Raw genomic sequence first — 21,317 nt, 5'->3', positions numbered from 1 at the left:
GTAACCCGTGAAGCGTTCCGAGTATCTCGCCCGATGGCTGGGGGCGGGACTCGGAGTGGTCGGTGGTTTTACGCTCGGTTATTTCATGGTGCGCGGCGTGGGCAATCCACATCCGGGCTACGTGATCATCGGGCTGACCACGCTGGAAGGCTTGATCTTCGCCTACCTGGGCACGCCGTACGTGCTGGGCGGGTGGCGGACGTTCAACTTCCGGCTCACGAGCACTCCGCTGCCCGACCTGCTGAGCGGCTTGCTGGGCATGGTCGTGGGCCTTGTGATCGCGGTGCTGATCGGCGTGTTCGTCCGCGACTTTCCTTACGGCTACACGCTTTCGTCGATCCTCGCCGTGCTGCTGGCGGCGCAGGGCGCATCGGTCGGGCTCACCCGGCGCTCGGAGCTCACCGCCCTGTTCTTCGGCGGCGGTGAGAGGACCGAGGGCCATCGACTCAGCGCGGTGCTGCTCGACACCTCGGTCATCATCGACGGCCGCATCTTGGATATCGCGAAGACCGGCTTCGTCGACCTGCCGCTGGTCATCCTGAGCTCGGTGCTGCGTGAGCTGCAGATGGTGGCCGACTCGGCGGACGCCACCCGGCGGCGGCGCGGCCGACGCGGGCTCGAGGTGCTGACCGAGATGCAGAAGGATCCCGCCGTCAATCTCCAGGTGACCGAGGACGAGACGGCTCCCGGCCCGGAGATCGACGCCCACCTCGTTCGCACCGCCAAGCGAAAGGGCTGGGGGATCATGACCAACGACTTCAACCTCAACCGCATCGCGCGCCTCGAGGGCGTATCGGTGCTCAACCTGAACGAGCTGGCGCAGGCCATGCGCCCGGTGGCGATCCCCGGCGAGGAGATCGTGGTCACGATCGCCCGCGAGGGGAAGGAGCCCGGGCAGGGCGTGGGCAGCCTGGACGACGGCACTATGGTCGTGATCCAGAACGGCCGTCGCCTGATCAACCAGACCATCACCGCCGTGGTGACGTCGGTGATCCAGACCTCAGCCGGGAGGATGATCTTCGCCGAGCCGGCAGGCACCGAGGGCCGGCGCCCGAACAACCGCACCAAGCGTGAGGAGGCGGGCTAGTTGCCAAAGATAGGCGCGATCGTCGCCGCCGCCGGCTCAGGTTCGCGCCTGGGCCGCGGCAGCAAAGCCCTGGTCCCGCTCAACGGCCGCACGACCCTGGCCAGGGTGCTCGAGCTGTTCTTAGCCCTCGACGAGGTCGACCGGATCGTGGTCGTCGCCCCGCCCGCACGGCTCGAGAACGCCGAGCGCGAAGTGGAGTCCGTCCATCCTCGCAAGCCGGTCGTGGTCCAGGCCGGCGGAGAAAGCCGGCAGGCCTCCGTTCGCTCCGGACTGGCGGCGCTCGGTGAGTGCGATTTCGTGCTCGTGCACGACGCGGCCCGCCCGCTGGCGACCGCGACGCTCGTGCGCCGTGTCCTCGCCGCGGCCATGGAATCCGGCGCCGCCTTCCCGGCCATCGCCCCCCGCGACGCCGTGAAACGCGTCGAAGGCAACCGCCTGATCGAGAGCCTCGACCGATCCCGCGTCGTCCTGGCGCAGACACCGCAGGCGTTCGCCTACGAGCTGCTGGCGCGCGCCCACCGCGAAGCCGCCGACGCCGGCCTGGTCGGTGACGACGATGCGCAGCTGGTTGCGGCCACCGGCCACGCGGTCACGGTCGTCGAGGGCGAGCCGGCGAACATCAAGCTCACCACGCCGGAGGACCTCGAGGTGGTGGAGGCTCTCATCAAAGAGCAGGAAGCCGCCGTCCTGCCCGCTCCCCATCGGGGGGAGGGCTAGGTGGGCTCTTGAATTCGATCGACCGGCCGTGAGGGTGGGGACGGGCTACGACGCTCATCGGCTCCGAGCCGGACGCGCTCTGATCATCGGCGGGGTGCGCATCGACCATCCGCTCGGGCTCGACGGGCATTCGGACGCCGACGTGTTGACCCATGCGGTGATCGACGCCCTGTTCGGTGCGGCCGGTCTGGGTGACATCGGCAAGTTCTTCCCGGCGGAGGATCCGCGGTTTGAGGGGGCTTCCAGCCTCGACCTGCTGTCGACCGCTGCCGGCGCCGTGCGCGCGGCGGGCTACCGGATCGTCAACGTCGACAGCACGGTGGTCGCCCAGGAGCCGAGGTTGCAGCCGCACCTGCAGGAGATGAGGGACAACCTCGCGAGGCGCTTGCAGATCGACTCCGACCACGTGAACGTCAAGGCCACGTCACCCGAAGGGCTGGGCGCGCTGGGTCAGAAGGCGGGCATCGCGGCGATGGCTGCGGCTCTGATCGAATAGCCGCGGCTGTGCGTCCCACGGCCTTGGCCGCCCTCGCCACAGGTGGTGAGTCACTTAACCTACCCCGGTGACCCTCAAGCTCCACAACACGCTCACCGGGACGAAGGCCGACTTTGCGCCGCTCGAACCCGGGCGCGCCGGCATGTACACGTGCGGGCCGACCGTGTGGAACTTCGCCCACGTCGGCAACCTGCGCGCCTTCCTTTTCTACGACCTGGTGCGGCGCCACCTCCAGGTGAGCGGGTACCGGGTGAATCACGTCATGAACCTCACCGACATCGACGACCGGATCCTCGACCAGGCGATGCACGCCGGGACGACGATCGGCGAGTACGTCAAGCCGTACGTGGCCGCTTTCTTCGAGGACATGGCGGCGTTGCACGCGCAGCCGGCGGAGGACCATCCGAAGGCGACCGAGCACATCCCCGAGATGGTCGCGATGATCACGGACCTGCTCGAGGACGAGCGTGCGTATGTCGCCGACGGCGACGTCTACTTCCGAATCGCGAGCTTTCCGGCGTACGGCGCGCTGTCGCACCTCGATCGCGGCGGGCTGAAGGCCGGCGTGCGGTCGCAGCAGGGGGGGACGTCTCCCCGCATCAAGCAAGACAAGTACGACAAGGAGTCGGTTTTCGACTTCGCGCTGTGGAAGAAGGCGCAGCCGGGTGACGAAAAGCTGGGAGCGGCCTGGGATGCGCCCTTCGGCCGGGGCCGCCCCGGATGGCACATCGAGTGCTCGGCCATGAGCAAGCGCTACCTTGGAGCCACGTTTGACATCCACGCCGGCGGCGTCGACCTGATGTTCCCGCACCACGAGAACGAGATCGCCCAGTCGGAGACCGCCAACCACACGAGCTTGGCGCGCGTGTGGCTGCATTCGGAGCACCTGGCGGACACGACCGGCGAGAAGATGTCGAAGAGCGCCGGTGGGTTCACGACGCTGCGCGACCTGGTCGATGCCGGGCACGACCCGCTCGCGGTCCGCTACTTTCTCATCGCCAACGCGCACTACCGCTCTCGGATTCGCCTGAGCTCCGAGGCGCTGCATGCGGCGGCCGAGCAGGTGCGCCGCCTGCGCGAGTTCGCGGACCGGGTGAAGCGGACCAGCCCCGGCGGCAGCGATGACGCTGAATTTCCGCGCCGGATCGACGAGGTGCGCGCCGGCTATCGCGAGGCGCTGGACGACGATCTCAACCTGCCGCAGGGTATGGGCCTGGTCTTCGAGCTCATCCGCGAAGCCAACACCGCGCTGGATGGCGGCCGTGTCGGCGAACGAGGCCGCGACGCGCTGCTCTCGCTCATCGAGGACGTCGACGCGCACCTCGACGTGCTGGGCGTCCGGGAGCCGGGGCTCGCGGCGGAGGTCGAGCGCCTGATCGCCGAACGCGAGGCGGCGCGCCAGGCTCGCGACTTCGCGCGGGCCGACCAGATCCGAGACGAGCTCCGCCGGCGCGGCATCGCGCTGGAGGACTCCAAGGACGGGCTGCGCTGGCGCCGGCTCCAGCCGGGGGCCCAGTGAGCAACGTACGGCCGGGGCGCTCTCCGGGTTCAGGGCGGCGCTCCCCGGGGCGAGCCGTCGAGACCGCCGCGGCCCTCATCCACGGACGCAACGCGGTGCTCGAGGCGGCGCGTGGGGGCCGGGTCGTGAAGGTCTACCAGGCGTCGGGCCTCGGCCACGATCCTCGACTGGAGGAGCTGGCGCGCCTCGCGCGGATCGAGGTCGTGCCGCCCGAGAAGCTGGACGCGATGGCCCACGGAGTGCACCAGGGTGTGGCCGCGGAGTTGAAGCCGCGACGCGACTGGACCTTGAAGGAGCTCCTCGCCACCGGCCCAGGGCTGCTCGTGGCCCTGGATTCGATCATGGATCCGCAGAACCTCGGCGCGATCCTGCGCAGCGCGGAGGTGGCGGGCTGTGACGGCGCCATCCTCCCAGAGCACCGCAGCGCGCCGCTGTCGCCGGCCGCGGTCAAAGCCAGCTCCGGCGCGAGCGAGCTGCTCCGCATCGCCAAGGTCTCGGGCATGCCCTCCGCCATCGCCGAGGTCAAGCGTGCCGGCGTCTGGTGCGTGGCGCTCGATCCGCGCGGCGAGTTGCCGGCCTGGGATTTCGACCTGACGCAGAACGTGTGCCTGGTGGTCGGAAGCGAAGGTGAGGGCGTTCACCGCCTGGTCAAAGAGAGGTGCGACGCACGGGTCCGGCTGCCCGTCAGGGGACACATCGCGAGCCTCAACGCGTCCGCCGCCGCGGCTGCGTTGCTGTACGAGGTGATGAGGCAGCGTTCGGGTTCCACCGGCAAGCGTTCCTAAACTGATCGTCGATGCCTGACGCCACCGCGGAGCTGGAGCTTGCTGCCGCCGACATCCCGCTGACTCGCGCCGCGCGCGAGATCTTGGAGCGAGGGGGAGCGATCGCCTCCGCGCGCGGCTCCGCTCACGCCGAGCCGATCGACGTCCTCGCGGCGACGCTGCAGAGCCGCGGCACGCTGGCGGACCTGGCGATACAGGCTGTGGGCGGCGATCCGGAGGCGATCGGCGCGCAGCTGCCATCGGCCGACGGTTCCGCCCCGCGGCCGATCCCGCTCCGGCAGCTGCTGGTCAACGCCAACCGCGAGGCCCAGGTGCTCGGCCACTATCAGGTCGATTCGATCCATCTCCTACTGGCGATGCTGTACAGCGATTCGCCGGCGACCTCGGCCGCGCTGCAGAAAGCGGGGGTGACGCTTTACGACCTCCGCCGCCACCTGCAGACGGGGGCCAAGCCCGACTTCGCGCCCGGAGAGTCCGACCGGTCGCAGTCGCTCCGCTCCCGGCCGGATGCGGCGCTGCGGCGCAGGCCGTGGCCGTCCTTGCGCGGCGTGCTGACCGTCAGTCCGGTGTTCCTCGCCCTCGTGGGGGGGACCGCGGTCTCGGGGGCCATGCTCTGGTTCGGGATCCTGCCGGGCCTCGCCGGCCCGCTGACGATCGTTTTCGTCACCGCCGGATGGATCACCTCGGTTTGCGTCCACGAGTTCGCGCATGCGTTGGTGGCGTACCTGGGCGGCGACCGTGGAGTGGCGGCGTCCGGCTACCTGACCCTGGACCCGCTGCGTTACACCAACGTCCTTTTGAGCCTGATCCTGCCCATCGCGTTCCTCCTGCTGGGTGGCATCGGGCTGCCGGGCGGCGCGGTCTACATCAACCATTCGGCGCTGCGAAGCCGCGGGTGGGACTCGGCGGTCTCCGTCGCCGGCCCGGCGGGCACGCTGCTGTGCGGCCTGCTCGTCGCCGCCCCGTTCATGGTCCCCGGCCACGACGCGTGGATCACCGGCACCAACCTCGCATTTTTCGAAGCGCTCGCGTTCCTCGGCTTCATCGAAGCCATCGCGCTGCTGCTGAACCTGGTGCCGGTACCCGGCCTAGACGGCTTCGGGATCCTGCGCCCGTGGCTGCCCCACTCCATCCAGGACCTCGCCGCCCGGTTCGGCCAGACGGCGATCATCGCCGTCTTCGTCGTCCTGTGGTACGTGGCGCCCATCCGCGACGGCTTCTTCCAATCGGTGTTCCAGATCACGACGACCGTCGGCATCGATCCCGCGCTGATCTACTACGGCCAGTTCCACATGCGCTTGCACTAGCCGTGGAGCGCTTGGTCGTCGACGGTTACAACATCATCCACGCCTGGCCGGCGCTCAAGCGCCTGCTCCGTGACGCGTCGCTCGAGGCGGCGCGTGACCGGCTCGTCGAGCGGCTGTCGGTGTTCGGGATGGTGGCCGGCGCCGACGTGACCGTGGTCTTCGACTCCAACCAGGCGGGGGCCAATTCCGAGGAGATGGTCGAAGGCGTGCGCGTGCGGTTCACGCGCAAGGGTCACTCCGCCGACCACGCGATCGAGCGCATCGCGTATGAGGCGAGCAATACCGGCGACGTGATCACGGTCGCCACCTCCGACCGCTTCCAGGGCGACCTGGTGCGCGGCATGGGCGGCGCGGTGATCAGCGCCCTCGAGCTCGAGCGACGCGTCCTCGACGCGGAGGCAGAGCTCACGCGCCGCGTCCAGAGATACCAGTGATCCGGCGCACGCGAATCGTCTGCACCCTCGGACCCTCCAGCGCTTCGCCCGCGGTGCTGCGTGCGATGGTCCAGGCGGGAATGGACGTCGCTCGCCTGAACTTCTCGCACGGCGAGCCCGACACTCACCGCCAGGCTGCCGCCGCGGTGCGCGAGGCCGCCGAGTCGGTCGGCCGCCCGATCGCGCTGATGGGCGACCTGCAGGGGCCGAAGATCCGCACCGGTCCGCTTGAATCCGCCTTCCAGCGCCTGGTGCGCGGCAGGCTCGCCGTCCTCACCAGCACGCCCCATACCTCGCCTGGAGAGCACGGGGCTCACGTCCGAGCCGAGAACGAGATCGAGGTTAGTCACCCGGAGCTGGTCGAAGCCCTCCGGGTGGGCGACCGCGTGCTGCTGGACGACGGCCGCATCGAGCTTTCGGTGCGAAGCGTCGGCGACGGGCGGGCCGTTTGCTCGGTGACCCGGGGAGGGCTGCTCGGCGAGCGCAAGGGGATCAGCGTGCCCGGCCGTCCCCTGCCTCTGCCCGCCCTCACCGACAAGGACCTCGACGACCTCAAGCTGGCGGTCGAGCTCGGCGTGGACTACGTGGCCCTCTCGTTCGTGCGCCGCGCGGAGGACGTTCACGCGTGCCAGGACGCGCTCGGCGGGCTGGGCTGCAGCGCGCCGGTGATCGCCAAGCTGGAGAAGCTGGAAGCGATCCGCCAGCTGAGCAAGATCCTCGAGGTGGCGGACGCCGTGATGGTCGCGCGGGGCGACCTGGGCGTGGAGTTGAAGCTGGGCGAGCTGCCGGCGGTGCAGAAGGACGTGATCGATCGGGCCAACCGCGCGGGCGTCCCCGTCATCACGGCGACCGAGATGCTGGAGTCCATGGTCACCGCCAACCGCCCGACCCGGGCGGAGGCGTCCGACGTGGCCAACGCCATCTGGGACGGCACGGACGCCGTGATGCTGTCGCAGGAGACCTCGGTCGGCGCCCACCCGGTCGAGTCCGTGCGCGCGATGGCGCGGATCTGCATGTCCGCCCAGAGGCATCCGGCCTTCGAGCGCGAGCGCCAGATCTGGCGCGAGCCTGGTGAGGTGGGAAGCGCCATCGCGCACGCCGCGGCGACCAGCGCCGACGAAATCGGCGCCCGGGCGATCATCGCCTTCACCGAGTCCGGCACGACCGCGCTCCGGTGCAGCAAGGCCCACCCCAGGGTGCCGGTGATCGCCGCCAGCCCGCACCCCCAGGTGCTTCGCCGGACGGCTCTGTATTCGGGCGTGATCCCGCTGCTGGTCAGTCCCGGGCGGGACACCGACCAGATGGTCGCCAACGCCACCGAGGCCGCCCGGCTGAGCGGCCTGGTCAGAGCAGGAGATCGGGTGGTGGTGGTCGCCGGGGTGCCGGTGGGCCGGACGGGCCAGACCAACCTGCTCAAGGTCGAAACCGTTTAGGGGGGCCTGATCGGCCAAAACCCGGCCAAAATTGTGCTGTGCCCCCGGCCCCTCATGGTCTTTTAGGGCGTATCCAGCGAGCCAACGACGACGCCTCGCGCCGGTTCGGACCCAATACGGCCGAGGTGGAGGCGTTCATCAACTCCGCGGCCCAGCTCACGCCCTGGCAGTGGAGGCAGGTCCTGGCGGCCCGGCGCCTGGTCGCATCGGTGACCAAGGAGGGCACCGGGGAGGAGGCGGTGGAGTCGGCGGCCTCGATCCAGTCCGCGATCCGCAGCAGCGACGGGCGCATGTCTGAAACCATGGCCCGGGCCGGAGAGGCGCTGTTCGACACCCTGGCGAAGAAGAGCGAGGAGAAACAGGTGGCCGCCTGGCAGGCGATGTCGGCGCTGGTGACGCGGCAGCATCTGCCCGCCCTGAAGTTCGCCGCCCATTACGCCCCGTTCGCGACCCTGATCCCTGCGTCCGGGTCGGATGTCCTGGACCCGGTGACCCGGCGGTTCCTGGTGGCGCTGGCGGCGCTGCCGGCGGTTGACTGCGAGGGCCTGGCTCGCCGCTGGCGCCTCGAGCCCGCGGTCTCACGCGCTCTGCTGCATGCCGTGGCCAGGAACCGCCACGTCAAGAGCGAAGAGGCGGTCGCGATGGCGGCCCTGACTGTGCTCCCAGTCCATCTCAGCGGTGACTCGGGGTGGGCGGCGGTGAGGACTGCGGTGCACGGCGGGCGTGTGCTCGCCTGCCTGGCCGACCTGTCGAAAGAGCAGGTCACCGAGCTGTGGGCGCCGCTCGAGGCAACCATCCCGTTCGCGTCGCTGCAAGGAGAAGCCCAGGTGACGGCCGGGACCCGGGTGCGGACCGCGGTCACGAGCGCCATCAAGACCATCAAGCCGTCCCGGAGTTCGGTGGGCGCACCCGTCCCGCCGCCGGCCAGGGCGCAGGTGCCCTACGGGCCCAACTCCGCCGAGGTGGCGACTTTCATCAAGGCGGTGGCGGAGCTCACGCCGATCCAATGGCTGCGCGTGCTGGACCGCCGGAAGCTGGTGGCGAGCGTCACGCGGGAGGGCAGCGCCGAGCCGGCCGGCCTCGTGAGATCGATCTTGGCGGCCATCACGGGCACCCGGGAGCTGGACATGTTCGAGCGATGCCGGGCCTTTGCCGCCGTCGAGCGCGCCGGCCACGCCGTGGAGACGCATGACGGCATGAGCCCGGACCCCTTGACGGAGATGTACGGACCTTTCGCGCGGTCGTTCCCCATCGTCAGGCTCGACTCGGGCGGCTTCGCCCGCCAGCTGGCCTCGCTGAGCGAGAGCGATTGGAAGCAGGTGGCGGCCGCCGCGCCGGTTGCGAACGAGGGCGCGGTGGCGCCGCTCGTCAATGCGGGCACGGCGCTCATCGAATTCTTTGGCGGGTGCACGGACGATGAGGCCGTGGCGGCGTGGCACGCGGTGTCTGCGCTGGTCCGCCGGCATCAACTCACCGCGATCAAGTTCGCGGCGTCGTACGCACCGTTCGCATCGGCCGTCCCGGTCTCCAACCCAAGGGCGCTGGGGGCCATGGTGTCGCGATACGTCACCGCCGTCGGCAGGCTGGGCGCGAGCCAGTGCGCCGTGCTGGCGCAGCCCTGGCAGGTCGACGACGACGTCGCCAACGCCCTGTCCAAAGCGATCGCGGATGGGAGCGCGAGGCAAGCGGAAGAGGCGGCGGCTCAGGCCGCGGTGGTGACTGTTCCCATGCGCCTGGCCGGCAGCGGAGGCTGGGCGGCGGTGAAGACCGCGGCGTTCGGCGGCCGGGTCATCGCGTCGCGGTCGCGCCTCACGGCGGAGCAGCTCGAGGCGCTGTGGAAGCCGATCCAGGCTGCGATCCCGCTCGCGTCATTGGGAGCCCCGGCGAAGCCGCGACGCTGAACGCGGCGCCCTGCATCCCGTATCGTCTTGGTCGTGGCAACGAAGAAATCGACGAAGAAATCGGCGAGCACCCGGGGTGCGGCCGGCTCCAGGTCCAACTCCCAGACACCGAAGTTCGAGCGGGTGCTGGTCGTGTCGGCACACCCCGACGATCCGGATTTCGGCGCGGGCGGATCGATCGCCAAGCTGGCCAAGGACGGCGCGCAGGTCACCTACGTGATCGTCACCGACGGTTCGCAGGGCGGCGAGGATCCGAAGCAGAAGGACTCCGAGCTGACTTCGATCCGCGAGAAAGAGCAGAAGGCGGCAGCTCGCGTGCTCGGCGTCAAGAAGGTTGAGTTTCTCGGTTACAAGGACGGTCACGTGGCGCCGGACCTCAAGCTGCGTCAGGACATCGTGCGCATGATCCGCAAGCACCGGCCGGAGCTCGTCATCACCCACACTCCCGGCCGGGTTCTCGACGCGCCGATGGGCGGCTCTCACCCGGACCATCTGGCCGTGGGGGAGGCGACCCTGGCGGCGGTCTACCCGGACTCCCGTAACCCCCGAGCCTTCCGCGGCCTGCTGAAGGAGGGCCTCCAGCCCCACGAGGTGAAGGAGGTCTGGATCCCTTACTGGACGTCAGGCGATCACCTCGTCGACATCAGCGCGACGCTCGAGCTCAAGATCGCGGCGCTGAAGAAGCACAAGAGCCAGGTCGCCAAGCCCGGCCAGGAGTGGGATTTCGAAAAGTTCATGCGCAAGCGGCACCGTGAGGTGGGGAAGAGGGGCGGCTACCGCTACGCGGAGTCGTTCAAGCGCATAACGGTGTAGAGCCTCTCTCTCCCATCGGGGAGAGAGCCGCCTGAGGGCTTAGGCCCCCATCCCGGCGGCCGCAAGCCACGACGCCTTCACGGCCTCCCAGATCGCGTCCGCCCAGGCGCCGTACTGGGCATCGCCCGGATGCAGGTCGTCGGCTGCGATCCAGCCTCGCGATCCGAGGCCTGACGTGCTCGCGTCGGTGATGTCGACCCACGAGAGGCCGCGCGCTCGCGCCTCCCTCTCGGCGGCGTCGTTGAACATGTCCGTCAGCGCGTGCACGCGGTCGGAGCCGCCGTACTCGTTGGCGGCCGGCACGTACGACCAGGCCGGGATCGAGATGGCCGCGATGCGGCCCGGCGGCCGCCCGAGCGCGGCGACTCGGTCGTAGATCGTGGCCAAAGAAGCTCGGTACTGCGCCGGCGTGCGGCCCTGGACGAGATCGTTGACGCCGATCAGGACCGTGACCAGGTCCGGCTTTATCCGATCGACGTGACCGAGCTCCTGGTCGATGAGGTCGAGGGTGGTGAAGCCGTTGACGGCGGGGTTGGTCAGCTCGACCTGGCGGCCGGTTCGATCGGTCAGCCGCGCGGCCAGGATCGAGGGATAGCTGTGCGCGGCATCCGACGCGCCGGTGCCGATGGTGTACGAATCGCCGAGGGCGAGATATCGCAGCGGCGCCGTGCTATCTGTCGACGTCGGCGAGCGCGCTCCAGACGTCGATCTTGGTGCGGACGCGGCGGATGACCTCGTCGGTGAAGTCCGTGGTCGAGGCCTGCCCGCCCAGGTCCGCGGTCCGGATTCCATCCGACACCGCCTCGAGCGCCGACTCGTAAACCGCCCGCGACGCTCGGTGCGCCTGGCTGCCCTGCATGTATCCGAGCAGCGATGCCACGGCCAGGATCATCGCCATGGGGTTGGCCACGTTCTTGCCCTGCAGCGCGGGCGCGGTCCCGTGCGGAGCTTCGGTCATCGCGACCGTGACCGCGCCGGCATCGTCGAACGCGAGCAGGGTCGACTCGGCGCCGGCGATGGTGCCGAACATCTGCATCACCAGGTCGGACAGGGTGTCGCCGTCGCGATTGAGGGCGGGGATGACCAGGGATTCGCCGGTCGTCGCGAGCAAGAGCGCGTACGTGGCGTCGATCAGCTGGGGCTCGTAGCGGACGTCGGGGTGGCGCTTGGCCGCCGCGTCCAGCTCCTCTTTGAACATGCCCTCGTAGACCGGGCTGACCGTGAACTTGGGGCCGCCGAACACTTTGGCGTCGATGCGGCGGGCATGGGTGAACGCGTGGTCCGCGACGATGCGGCAGGTGCGGCGGCTGATCTTCTCCGTCCGGTAGGCCCATTCGTCGAGGTCGTGGCCTTCTCGCCACTCCTTGGCCCCATAGGCATCGTCGACGGCCATCCGGATGACCGAGATGGGGGCGTGGACCCCCGCGAGCGGCCGCACCCCGGGGATGCGCCGGCCGGTTCGGACGATGACGCGGCCGTCGATCTGCTTGCGCAGGATGGCGTTGGGGCTGCCGACGTCGCCGGTGCCCTCCGGGGTGATCGTCGCCGCTTTGATGCCGAAGCCGAGCTCGCGCAGGGTCGCCGCCGCGTCCAGCACGACCTGGTTGCGGGTCTTACGCCGCTCCGGCAGGGCAAGGTCGAAGTCGCGCTTGGCGATCGCGAACCCGAGCACGTCGGGCTCGAGCAGCCGCAGCGCCTCGCGCAGCAGCTCCTCCCCGGTCTGGTCGCCGTGCAGGACAACAATCTCCGGAGCGGGCATACGGCAATCATATGGGTGGCGGTCAGGCCGCCGTGAGCCAACACGTGGCGGCTGTCTGCTAGTATTGACGGCGCCTAGGTAACCTAGGCTTTTTTCTTTTCAGCCCCACCCAAAGAGCCAACTATGGAAGACATCATCACCCTCGCCTGTGGCGTCTGCAAACGGCGCAACTACACCACGGTGAAGAACAAGAAGAACGATCCGGACCGGATCGAGATGAACAAATACTGCAGGTGGTGCCACAAGCACACCCCGCACAAGGAGACCAAGTAGTGGCTGTCACAGCCAAAAAGCGCGTCGAGCCGTCCTCCGAGTTCAGAGCGGGGCGGTTCATTCGCGACGTCTACGACGAGCTCCGCAAGGTCGTCTGGCCGACGCCGGGCGAGCTCTATCGCTACACGCTGATCGTGATCTTCACGGTGGTCGTGCTCGGTGCGTTCATCGGTGGGGTCGACTACTCACTGGAACAGATCACCAAGCGCGCGCTCTACAACGGGGTTGCTCACTGATGGCGGTCGAGAAGAGCACGGCGGCCGAACCGGAAGCCCAGTGGTACGTGGTCCACGCGTACTCGGGCCACGAGGAAAAGGTCAAGAAGAACCTCGAGAAGAGGATCGAGTCCATGGACATGCAGGACAAGATCCTCCAGGTGCTGGTGCCCATGGAAGACGAGATCGAGATCAAGGACGGCAAGCGCCGCCACGTCCAGAAGCGCATCTTTCCCGGCTACATCCTCGTCCGCATGGTGATGTCGAACGAGTCGTGGTTCGTCGTCCGCAACACCCCTGGCGTGACGAGCTTCGTCGGCTCCGCGAACAGCCCGGTCCCCCTGCAGGAAAAGGAGGTCCGCGCGATCCAGAAGCAGATGAAGCAGGAAGCGCCCAAGATTCGTGTCGAGTTCCAGGTGGGCGAGTCGGTGCGCGTCGTCGACGGACCGTTCACCGACTTCCACGGCAAGGTCGACGAGATCAACCCGGAGAAGGGCAAGCTCAAGGTGCTCGTCAACATGTTCGGTCGCGAAACGCCAGTCGAGCTCGACCTGCTGCAGGTCGAGAAGGTCCACTGAGCAGCAACACAGCAATCACATAGATAAGGAAGAAAAGGGCTAACTCAGATGGGCAAGAAGAAGATCCGAGCGATCCTCAAGCTCGAGCTGCAGGCCGGGAAGGCGACGCCGGCGCCGCCCGTGGGCACCGCACTGGGGCCGCATGGCATCAACATCATGGAATTCACCAAGGCCTACAACGAGCGCACCGCTCAGCAGGCCGGCGACGTGGTGCCCGCGGAGATCACCATCTTCGAGGACCGCAGCTTCACGTTCGTCCTCAAGACCCCGCCCGCCGTCAACCTGCTCAAGAAGGCCGCCGGCATCGAGAAGGGATCGGCCAAGCCGAACCGGGAGAAGGTCGGCCGCGTGACGAGGCAGCAGCTGCGCGCGATCGTCGAGACCAAGGGCAAGGACCTGAACGCCTACGACGCGGTGGCGGCGATGAAGATGGTGGAGGGCACGGCGCGGTCGATGGGCCTGGAGGTCATCGAATAATGCCGAAGGCGCGCGGCAAGAAGTACATCGAGGCGGCCAAGAAGGTCGAAGCGGCGGTCGCCGGCAACGGCGACGGCGGGCTGCACCCGGAAGCCGCCTGCGCGATGGTGAAAGAGACCTCGATCTCCAAGTTCGACGCCACGGTCGAGGCGCACATCCGGCTCGGGGTGGATCCCCGGCATGCCGAACAGATGGTGCGCGGCTCGGTTGTGCTGCCGAACGGTACCGGCAAGAAGGTGCGCGTCGCCGTGTTCGCCACCGCCGACAAGGCGAAGGAGGCGCTGGAGGCCGGCGCCGACTTTGTGGGCGGCGAGGACCTGGTGAAGAAGGTGTCCGAGGGCTGGACCGACTTCGACGCCGCGGTCGCGACGCCGGACATCATGTCCAAGGTCGGACCACTGGGCAAGATCCTGGGTCCTCGCGGCCTGATGCCGAACCCGAAATCGGGCACGGTGACCTTTGACGTCGCGCGCGCCGTCAGGGAGGTCAAGGGCGGCAAGGTCGAGTTCCGGACCGACAAGTTCGGCATCGTCCACGCTCCGATCGGGAAGGTGTCGTTCGACGGGGACAAGCTGCACCAGAACCTGGCGGCGCTGGTCGACGCGCTCATTCGGAACAAGCCGTCGGCGTCGAAGGGTCAGTACCTGCGCACGTTCTTTTTGACCGCGACCCAGGGCCCCTCGGTCCCGGTCGACGTCAAGGAAGCGGCAAAGCTCCACTCCTCGAGCTGATCAGCCCTTCCGGGGGAAGCTGAGCGGGCGCCCCGACGAAGCAGGCGCGCCGAAGAGACGAAACGGTCGCCCCTCATACTTACGGGCCATGAACGGCCCGGTGATCCAGGGCAAGCTGCTCCGGCTCAGGCCGCCGAGGACTGAGGACGCTGCGGTCATGCTCAGCTGGTTTGAGGACATGGAGGTCACGCGCTTCCTCCTCCTGCGCCACCCTCCCGGCATCGAGGCCGAGAAGGAGTGGATCGAGCGGATGTCGAAGGACCCGAACCAGGTGGTGTGGGTCGTGGAGCACGAGGGGCGTGCCGTGGGCACCACGGCCATCCACGACATCGACTGGAAGCACGGGATCGGGACCACCGGCACGGTGATCGGCGACAGATCCCTGTGGGGAAAAGGCCTCGGCCGCGAGCTGATGCGGCTGCGCGCCGGTTACGCGTTCACGCAGCTGCCGCTGCGCAAGCTGAAGTCCGCCTACCTGGACGGCAATGAGGCCAGCGCCCGCGCGCAGGCGGCGGCCGGCTATCGGGAGGTCGGTCGGTTCAAGGCCGAGATGTTCATCGACGGCCGCTGGGTCGACCACATCGTGACCGAGGTCCTGCGCGAAGACTGGGTGAAGCGGCAGGCCGGTGGCCACGAGGCCTGAGCTGCGGGAACACCGAGGAGCGGCGCCCGTATAATCTTGGGCCTGCCCTAGACCGCAGGCGTCCGGCGCGGGAGCGCCGGCTTAATTTCCTGCCGAGGCATCTCAAGTGAAGGACAGATGGATCCTTCCTGCCTCGACGCGTGTGGGCAGGGAGGATTTTTTGCCGAAAGCCCGTAAGGAACAGAAGGCCGAGCAGGTCGAGCTGCTGGCGGAGAAGCTGAGGAAGGCCAAGGTGGCGGTGCTCACCGACTACCGTGGGCTCAAGGTCAGCCAGATCCAGGAGCTGCGCGGCAAGCTCCGCGGCGGCGACGTGGAGTACCGCGTCGTCAAGAACACGCTCGCCCGGCGCGCCGCCGCCGCCGCCGGCCACTCCGCCCTGGAGCCGGAGCTGAAGGGGCCGGTGGCCATAGCCTTCGGCTATGACGACCTCGGGGTCCCTTCCAAGCTCATCAACGAGTTCATCCGCGCCACGCGGTTGAAGCTCGAGGTCGTGGGCGGACTGGTCGAGGGCCGGGTGTTTTCGCCGGACCAGATGAAGCAGCTGGCTGATCTGCCATCCCGTGAAACGCTCATCGCCCAGCTCATGGGCACTCTTCAATCACCCGTCGGCCAGCTGGTTGGAATCATGCAGACGCCGCTTCAGCAGCTCCGTGGCGTGCTCGAGGCGTACAAGAACAAGTTGGAGGCAGCGTAGGAATGGCGACCAAGATCACCCCGAAGGACTTCGTCGAGGCGCTCAAGGACTGGAGCATCCTGGATGTCGTGGAAGCGGTCAAGGCAATCGAGGACGAGTTCGGCATCAAAGCCGCGGCTCCGGTTGCGGTGGCGGCAGCGGCGCCGGCGGCCGGCGACGGCGCGGCGGCGGAAGAGGAGCAGACGGAGTTCACCGTCACCCTGACCGCGGTCGGCGAGAGCAAGATCAATGTCATCAAGGCGGTCCGCGAGCTGACGCAGCTCGGCCTGAAGGAGGCCAAGGACCTGGTCGACGCGGCGCCCAAGCCGGTCCTGGAGAACGTCAGCAAGGCGGACGCCGAGAAGGCGGTCGCTAGGCTGAAGGAAGCGGGAGCGACGGCGGAGCTCAAGTAAGGCGAGATTCACCGAGAGCCGGGCCGCTGGGCCCGGCTCTTTTTTGTTGGCGTCAGGTGGTCGACCGCTGACCGCGAGCGGTCGGCTTGATGGATTCGAGATCACTGTCTGAGCCGGCCTGGGTGGGTGCCTCGAGGTGCTGGAGGACCAGGTCCATCCCGCGCTCGAGCTCCTCTTCGGTCACGCACCAGTGGGGTGACAGGCGGATCCGGCCCGGCCGCGAGTCGACGATCACCCCGTCCGCGTGCAGCCTCGCCTCGACCTCCTCGGGGTGCTCGCATTCGAGGGCCACGATGCCGCAGCGCCGTTCTCGCTCGCGCGGCGTGAAGGTCCGGACGCCCGCCTCGTCGCACCGCTCCAGGATTCGGGTGGTCAGCTCGCGCAGCCGCTCCTGGATGGCCGCCACACCGACCTCGAGGACCAGCTCGAGGGCGGCCAGCGCCGCGTAATGCGAGGGCATCGCCCACGTGCCGGTCTCCAGGCGCCGCGCGTCGTCCGCGAAGACCAGCTCCTGCAGCGTGAACGAGAAGGGGTCGCGCGTCGCAAACCAGCCTGTCCCCTGCGGTCGAATCCTCGCGATCAGCTCCGGCCGGACGTACAGGAACGCGTTGCCGGGACCGCCGCTCAGCCACTTCAGGCAACCGCCGACAAAGGCGTCGCAGTCCAGCCGCGCGACGTCGATCGGCACGCAGCCGCAGGTCTGATAGCCGTCGATCAGACACATCGCGCCTTTGGCGTGCGCCATGTCGGCGATCGCGCGGACGTCCTGCAGGTAGCCGGTCGTGTAGAAGAGGTGCGTGGTCGCGACCAGGGCCGTGCGCTCGTCGATCCGCTCCGCGAACGCCTCCGGCGGGATGGTCATGCCGTCCTTGCTGGGCACGAACTCGACCCGGAAGCCGGCCGGAGCGGGGGCGGGCCCCGGGGCCTGGCGCCGGCTGAGCCACTGGTGGCCGATGGTGGGGAAATCCAGCTCGCCGATCAGCACCTTGTCCCGGCCGGCGGGCAGCGGCAGGCCGGAGGCCAGTGTGGTCAAGGCCACCGACACCGACGGCGCGATCGCCGTCGACCCGCTGGGCGCGTGGAGCAGCTCCGCGATCCTCTCGCGGAACCGGCTCAGCAGGGGGAGCCAGTCGGAGAACCAGACCGGGGTGCCCTTGGCGTCCCAGTCCTGCGCGTAACGGGCCAGAGCGGCCTGGCCGGCACGGGGGAGAGGACCCAGCGAGCACGCATTGAAGTAGATGTACCGGTCGAGAAGCGGGAACTCGGATCGGAGCGCCTTCCAGTCGGGCATCTGCAACAGGCTAGCGGCAGCCCGACCGCGGTGCTATAGTGCCCGGCAACCCTTCGGCCAGGCGGGCGTTCGCCTGGTGCCGATGATTTGTCCCCACGCGGGGCCGTTTCGTCGTATACTGGCGGTTCGTGCACGCCCGGCCGCTCACCCTGCCCCTTAACTGAGCGCGCCCTTTTTCCCGGAAAGGAGAACCGAATGATCTCAGAGATGAGAGCTCCCTCGCGTCTTAGTTACGGCCGCATTCCGAACTTGGTCGAGCTGAAGGACCTGATCGCGACGCAGGTCGAGTCCTTCCGCTGGTTCAAGACCGACGGTCTGCGCGAGCTCTTTGATGAGATCAACCCCATCACCGACTACACGGGCAAGAACTTCGAGCTGAAGTTCCTGGACTACGAGTTCGGCCAGCCGAAGTTCTCGGTCGAGGAATGTCGCAACCGGGACATGACCTACGCCGCGCCGCTGCGGATCAAGACCCGCCTGACGATCAAGGAGACGGGGGAGATCAAGGAGTCCGAGGTCTACATGGGGGATTTCGCCATGATGACCGACGAGGGCACCTTCATCGTCAACGGCACCGAGCGGGTCGTCGTGTCTCAGCTCGTCCGCTCGCCCGGCGTGTACTTCACCGCCGCCGAAGACCCGAACACCGGCCGCAAGCTCTTCGGCGCCAAGCTCATCCCCAACCGCGGCGCCTGGCTCGAGATCGAGACCTCGGCCAAGGACCTGCTCACGGTCAAGATCGATCGCAAGCGCAAGGTCCCCGTGACCGTCCTCCTCAAGGCGCTCGAATTGCCGCAGATGAAGGGGACCGAGAACGACCGCGAGGCCCAGAAGCGAGCGATGCATGAGCTGTTCGGGGACGTGGACGACAACCCCGAGCACCGCTACATGGAATCGACGCTCGACAAGGACACGACGACCAAGACCGAGGACGCCCTCCTCGAGCTGTACCGCCGTGTCCGGCCGGGTGACCCCCCGTCGGTCGACAACGCGCGCAACCTGCTGCAGAGCCTGTTCTTCAACCCGCGCCGGTTCGACCTCGGCCGCGTCGGGCGCTACAAGGTCGACAAGCGCCTCGGCCGCGACGAGGAGGACATCCTCGAGCGCGTGCGCCAGCGCGAGCTGCGGATCCTGGAGAAGGGCGACTTCATCGCCTTCATTCGCAAGCTGATCGAGCTGAACAACGCGCCGCGTGAGAAGCAGATCCCTGACGACATCGACCACCTCGGCAACCGCCGCGTGCGGGCCGTGGGCGAGCTGCTGCAGAACCAGTTCCGGATGGGCCTGATCCGCATGGAGCGGATCATCAAAGAGCGCATGACGATCAGCGACCCGCACACGGTCACGTCGGCGTCTCTGATCAACGCTCGCCCGGTGGTGGCCGCGATCAAGGAGTTCTTCGGCTCCAGCCAGCTGTCGCAGTTCATGGACCAGCACAACCCGCTGTCCGAGCTGACCCACAAGCGCCGCCTTTCGGCGCTCGGTCCCGGCGGCCTGTCGCGCGAGCGGGCCGGGTTCGACGTGCGCGACGTCCACCACAGCCACTACGGCCGCATCTGCCCGATCGAGACCCCCGAGGGGCCGAACATCGGCCTGATCGGCAACCTGGCGACGTACGCCAAGGTCAACGAATTCGGCTTTGTCGAAACCCCGTTCCGCCGGGTCTACAACCGCGTCTCCCTCAGCGAGGAATCGGCCGACAAGCTGGTCGGGCGCACGCTGCGCCGGCCCGCGCTCGACCCCAAGGGGAAGGAGATGCTCCCGACCCACGACGTCCTCGACGCCGGCTCGATCCAGATGATGCTCAAGGCGCACGTCCCCGGGGTCGACATCGTCCCCTGGGTGTCCGACGAGGTCGAGTACCTGTCCGCCGACGAGGAGGACATGTACGGCATCGCGCAGGCCAACGCCGCGCTCACGCCCGAGGGTCACTTCGCGGAAGCCCGCGTGCCCGCGCGCGCTCGGGGTGACTTCAAGATCGAAGACGTCGGCAACATCCAGTACATGGACGTTTCGCCGAAGCAGATCGTGTCCGTCGCCACGGCCATGATCCCGTTCCTCGAGCACGACGACGCCGGCCGCGCCCTGATGGGCGCCAACATGCAGCGCCAGGCGGTGCCCCTGCTCGTGACCGACGCGCCGCTGGTCGGCACCGGTGTCGAGTACTACGCGGCCAAGGACTCGGGCGAGATGATCGTCGCCGAGGTCGCCGGGACGGTCACCGACATCGCGCACCCCAAGGACCTGAAGACCGTGCACGCCACGCCGGTGTTCGAGATCGTGGTCAAGCCGGATGGCGGCGGCGCGGAACGGCACTACCCGCTGCAGAAGTTCGCGCGTTCCAACCAGGGCACCTGCCTGAACCACAAAGTCAGGGTCAAACCCGGCCAGCACGTCGCCAAGGGCGACATCCTCGCGGACGGGCCGGCGATCGAGGACGGTGAGATGGCGCTCGGCCGCAACGTCCTGGTCGCGTTCATGCCCTGGGAGGGCTACAACTTCGAGGACGCGATCCTGCTCTCGGAGCGCGTCGTCAAAGAGGACATGTACACCTCGATTCATATCGAGGAGTACGAGTCCGAGGCCCGCGAGACCAAGCTCGGTCCCGAGGAGATCACTCGCGACATCCCCAACGTCGCCGACGACGCGCTGCGCAACCTCGACGAGCGCGGCATCGTCTACATCGGCGCCGAGGTCCAGCAGGGCGACATCCTGGTGGGCAAGATCACGCCGAAGGGCGAGACCGAGCTCTCGGCCGAGGAGCGCCTGCTCCGGGCCATCTTCGGTGAGAAGGCGCGCGAGGTGCGCGACTCGAGCCTGCGCGTGCCGCACGGCGAGCGCGGCATCGTGGTCGACGTCAAGGTCTTCTCCCGCGAGAACAAGGACGAGCTGGGTCCGGGCATCAACGAGATGGTCCGGGTCTACATCGCGCAGAAGCGAAAGATCTCGGCCGGCGACAAGATGGCCGGCCGCCACGGCAACAAGGGCGTGGTCGCACGGATCATGCCCTCCGAGGACATGCCGTACCTTCCCGACGGCACGCCCGTCGACATCGTCCTCAACCCGCTCGGCGTGCCGAGCCGCATGAACCTCGGACAGGTTTTGGAAACCCACCTCGGCTGGGTGGCGCACACGTTGGGCATCAAGATCGCCACGCCCGTCTTCGACGGCGCACCGATGGCCACCATCGTCGCCGAGCTGGAGAGGGCGGGGCTGCCGGCGGACGGCAAGGTCCGGCTGCGCGATGGCCGCTCCGGTGTGGAGTTCGACGAGCCGGTGACCGTGGGCATGATCTACATGCTCAAGCTGGCTCACCTCGTCGAGGACAAGATCCATGCGCGATCGACGGGTCCGTACAGCCTGGTCACCCAGCAGCCGCTGGGCGGCAAGGCGCAGTTCGGCGGCCAGCGTTTTGGCGAGATGGAGGTGTGGGCGCTGGAGGCTTACGGCGCCGCGCACGTCCTGCAGGAGATCCTGACCGTCAAGTCCGACGACATCGTCGGCCGCGTCAAGGCCTACGAGGCGATCGTCAAGGGTGACAACACGCTCGAGGCCGGCATTCCGGAATCGTTCCGTGTGCTGGTCAAGGAGCTGGAGGGGCTCGCGCTCGGGGTCGAGATCCTGAGCGAGGACGAGCGTCAGATCGTGTTGTCGGAAGAGGACATCCCCGAGATCCCGCTCGACCTGGGGATCAGCCTCGAGCGTGAGGAGCTGGGTGAGGACTCGGCCGAGTGAGGATATCCCCTACGACGCCGGTCGCCGCCCTCTCCGC

General features: G+C 68.2%; 22 protein-coding genes. 19 read left to right on the top strand and 3 right to left on the bottom strand.

From position 1 onward, the window contains the following. Positions 1–7: 7 nt before the first annotated feature. The 10 genes from EPN29_08820 to EPN29_08775 all read left to right on the top strand — a co-directional run bounded on the left by EPN29_08820 (position 8) and on the right by EPN29_08775 (position 10,492). Positions 8–1,087, top strand: coding sequence for a PIN domain nuclease (locus EPN29_08820; protein ID TAN32271.1), 1,080 nt, complete (start codon positions 8–10; stop codon positions 1,085–1,087). Beyond that, the gene (gene ispD, locus EPN29_08815; GenBank protein ID TAN32270.1) at positions 1,088–1,804 is read left to right on the top strand and encodes a 2-C-methyl-D-erythritol 4-phosphate cytidylyltransferase; all 717 of its coding nucleotides are present in this window, start codon (positions 1,088–1,090) and stop codon (positions 1,802–1,804) included. A 28-nt stretch (positions 1,805–1,832) separates the two neighbouring features. Beyond that, the gene (locus EPN29_08810) at positions 1,833–2,300 is read left to right on the top strand and encodes a 2-C-methyl-D-erythritol 2,4-cyclodiphosphate synthase (GenBank protein ID TAN32269.1); all 468 of its coding nucleotides are present in this window, start codon (positions 1,833–1,835) and stop codon (positions 2,298–2,300) included. Positions 2,301–2,367: 67 nt separating this feature from the next. Further along, positions 2,368–3,819: a cysteine--tRNA ligase gene (locus tag EPN29_08805; GenBank protein ID TAN32268.1), complete on the top strand. Its 1,452-nt coding sequence runs from the start codon at positions 2,368–2,370 to the stop codon at positions 3,817–3,819. Further along, positions 3,789–4,604 carry a 23S rRNA (guanosine(2251)-2'-O)-methyltransferase RlmB gene (rlmB, locus tag EPN29_08800; GenBank protein ID TAN32267.1) on the top strand — a complete coding sequence of 272 codons (816 nt, stop codon included), beginning with the start codon at positions 3,789–3,791 and terminating at the stop codon, positions 4,602–4,604. The genes EPN29_08805 and rlmB overlap by 31 nt, the downstream gene beginning before the upstream one ends. 11 nt (positions 4,605–4,615) lie before the next feature. Next, on the top strand, positions 4,616–5,911 hold the full coding sequence (locus EPN29_08795) for a hypothetical protein (GenBank protein ID TAN32266.1): 1,296 nt from the start codon (positions 4,616–4,618) through the stop codon (positions 5,909–5,911). After that, positions 5,278–6,345: a hypothetical protein gene (locus EPN29_08790; protein TAN32479.1), complete on the top strand. Its 1,068-nt coding sequence runs from the start codon at positions 5,278–5,280 to the stop codon at positions 6,343–6,345. The genes EPN29_08795 and EPN29_08790 overlap by 634 nt, the downstream gene beginning before the upstream one ends. Next, complete coding sequence (gene pyk / locus EPN29_08785; GenBank protein TAN32265.1) at positions 6,336–7,778, top strand: pyruvate kinase; 1,443 nt, start codon at positions 6,336–6,338, stop codon at positions 7,776–7,778. The genes EPN29_08790 and pyk overlap by 10 nt, the downstream gene beginning before the upstream one ends. Before the next feature lie 125 nt (positions 7,779–7,903). Beyond that, positions 7,904–9,679 (top strand): hypothetical protein, encoded by a 1,776-nt coding sequence (locus tag EPN29_08780; protein TAN32264.1) that lies wholly within the window; start codon positions 7,904–7,906, stop codon positions 9,677–9,679. Between the two features lie 21 nt (positions 9,680–9,700). Beyond that, positions 9,701–10,492 (top strand): PIG-L family deacetylase, encoded by a 792-nt coding sequence (locus tag EPN29_08775; protein ID TAN32263.1) that lies wholly within the window; start codon positions 9,701–9,703, stop codon positions 10,490–10,492. A 39-nt stretch (positions 10,493–10,531) separates the two neighbouring features. Here the strand turns inward: EPN29_08775 and EPN29_08770 are convergent, their stop codons facing one another. Together EPN29_08770 and EPN29_08765 are read right to left on the bottom strand one after the other, a co-directional pair. Further along, positions 10,532–11,284, bottom strand: coding sequence for an SGNH/GDSL hydrolase family protein (locus EPN29_08770; GenBank protein TAN32262.1), 753 nt, complete (start codon positions 11,282–11,284; stop codon positions 10,532–10,534). Continuing rightward, complete coding sequence (locus EPN29_08765) at positions 11,163–12,251, bottom strand: isocitrate dehydrogenase (protein TAN32261.1); 1,089 nt, start codon at positions 12,249–12,251, stop codon at positions 11,163–11,165. The genes EPN29_08770 and EPN29_08765 overlap by 122 nt, the downstream gene beginning before the upstream one ends. 123 nt (positions 12,252–12,374) lie before the next feature. Between EPN29_08765 and rpmG the strand changes: the two genes are divergently transcribed. The 8 genes from rpmG to EPN29_08725 all read left to right on the top strand — a co-directional run bounded on the left by rpmG (position 12,375) and on the right by EPN29_08725 (position 16,254). Continuing rightward, positions 12,375–12,524: a 50S ribosomal protein L33 gene (rpmG, locus tag EPN29_08760; protein ID TAN32260.1), complete on the top strand. Its 150-nt coding sequence runs from the start codon at positions 12,375–12,377 to the stop codon at positions 12,522–12,524. Then, positions 12,524–12,760 (top strand): preprotein translocase subunit SecE, encoded by a 237-nt coding sequence (secE, locus tag EPN29_08755; protein TAN32259.1) that lies wholly within the window; start codon positions 12,524–12,526, stop codon positions 12,758–12,760. The genes rpmG and secE overlap by 1 nt, the downstream gene beginning before the upstream one ends. After that, the gene (gene nusG / locus EPN29_08750) at positions 12,760–13,317 is read left to right on the top strand and encodes a transcription termination/antitermination protein NusG (protein TAN32258.1); all 558 of its coding nucleotides are present in this window, start codon (positions 12,760–12,762) and stop codon (positions 13,315–13,317) included. Before secE ends, nusG begins: the two co-directional genes overlap by 1 nt. A gap of 48 nt (positions 13,318–13,365) precedes the next feature. Continuing rightward, on the top strand, positions 13,366–13,794 hold the full coding sequence (rplK, locus tag EPN29_08745; protein ID TAN32257.1) for a 50S ribosomal protein L11: 429 nt from the start codon (positions 13,366–13,368) through the stop codon (positions 13,792–13,794). Next, on the top strand, positions 13,794–14,525 hold the full coding sequence (locus EPN29_08740) for a 50S ribosomal protein L1 (protein ID TAN32256.1): 732 nt from the start codon (positions 13,794–13,796) through the stop codon (positions 14,523–14,525). Before rplK ends, EPN29_08740 begins: the two co-directional genes overlap by 1 nt. Positions 14,526–14,613: 88 nt before the next feature. Next, positions 14,614–15,168: an N-acetyltransferase gene (locus EPN29_08735; protein ID TAN32255.1), complete on the top strand. Its 555-nt coding sequence runs from the start codon at positions 14,614–14,616 to the stop codon at positions 15,166–15,168. A gap of 106 nt (positions 15,169–15,274) precedes the next feature. Beyond that, positions 15,275–15,862 (top strand): 50S ribosomal protein L10, encoded by a 588-nt coding sequence (locus tag EPN29_08730; protein TAN32254.1) that lies wholly within the window; start codon positions 15,275–15,277, stop codon positions 15,860–15,862. A gap of 2 nt (positions 15,863–15,864) precedes the next feature. Further along, positions 15,865–16,254 (top strand): 50S ribosomal protein L7/L12, encoded by a 390-nt coding sequence (locus EPN29_08725; GenBank protein ID TAN32253.1) that lies wholly within the window; start codon positions 15,865–15,867, stop codon positions 16,252–16,254. 52 nt (positions 16,255–16,306) lie between these two features. Here the strand turns inward: EPN29_08725 and EPN29_08720 are convergent, their stop codons facing one another. Then, a complete protein-coding gene (locus EPN29_08720) occupies positions 16,307–17,545 on the bottom strand; it encodes an aminotransferase class V-fold PLP-dependent enzyme (protein ID TAN32252.1) in 1,239 nt (412 codons plus the stop codon). A 195-nt stretch (positions 17,546–17,740) separates the two neighbouring features. Here EPN29_08720 and EPN29_08715 point away from each other — a divergent pair, with 195 nt between their 5' ends. Beyond that, positions 17,741–21,280 carry a DNA-directed RNA polymerase subunit beta gene (locus EPN29_08715; protein ID TAN32251.1) on the top strand — a complete coding sequence of 1,180 codons (3,540 nt, stop codon included), beginning with the start codon at positions 17,741–17,743 and terminating at the stop codon, positions 21,278–21,280. The last annotated feature ends 37 nt before the right edge of the window (positions 21,281–21,317 follow it).

Source organism: bacterium, from assembly GCA_004299235.1.
GTDB lineage: Bacteria > Chloroflexota > Dormibacteria > Dormibacterales > Dormibacteraceae > SCQL01.
The sequence above is the reverse complement of the archived record's forward strand: the minus strand, read 5'-3'. Positions and strand labels throughout refer to the sequence as shown.

Excerpts from the sequence above, each read along its gene's own strand:
- EPN29_08795 (TAN32266.1), top strand. The coding sequence starts at position 4,616 with ATGCCTGACGCCACCGCGGAGCTGGAGCTTGCTGCCGCCGACATCCCG.
- EPN29_08790 (TAN32479.1), top strand. The coding sequence starts at position 5,278 with ATGGATCACCTCGGTTTGCGTCCACGAGTTCGCGCATGCGTTGGTGGC.
- EPN29_08770 (TAN32262.1), bottom strand. The coding sequence starts at position 11,284 with ATGGAATCCGGACCGCGGACCTGGGCGGGCAGGCCTCGACCACGGACT.
- EPN29_08765 (TAN32261.1), bottom strand. The coding sequence starts at position 12,251 with ATGCCCGCTCCGGAGATTGTTGTCCTGCACGGCGACCAGACCGGGGAG.
- rpmG (TAN32260.1), top strand. The coding sequence starts at position 12,375 with ATGGAAGACATCATCACCCTCGCCTGTGGCGTCTGCAAACGGCGCAAC.
- nusG (TAN32258.1), top strand. The coding sequence starts at position 12,760 with ATGGCGGTCGAGAAGAGCACGGCGGCCGAACCGGAAGCCCAGTGGTAC.
- rplK (TAN32257.1), top strand. The coding sequence starts at position 13,366 with ATGGGCAAGAAGAAGATCCGAGCGATCCTCAAGCTCGAGCTGCAGGCC.
- EPN29_08740 (TAN32256.1), top strand. The coding sequence starts at position 13,794 with ATGCCGAAGGCGCGCGGCAAGAAGTACATCGAGGCGGCCAAGAAGGTC.
- EPN29_08735 (TAN32255.1), top strand. The coding sequence starts at position 14,614 with ATGAACGGCCCGGTGATCCAGGGCAAGCTGCTCCGGCTCAGGCCGCCG.
- EPN29_08725 (TAN32253.1), top strand. The coding sequence starts at position 15,865 with ATGGCGACCAAGATCACCCCGAAGGACTTCGTCGAGGCGCTCAAGGAC.
- EPN29_08720 (TAN32252.1), bottom strand. The coding sequence starts at position 17,545 with ATGCCCGACTGGAAGGCGCTCCGATCCGAGTTCCCGCTTCTCGACCGG.
- EPN29_08715 (TAN32251.1), top strand. The coding sequence starts at position 17,741 with ATGATCTCAGAGATGAGAGCTCCCTCGCGTCTTAGTTACGGCCGCATT.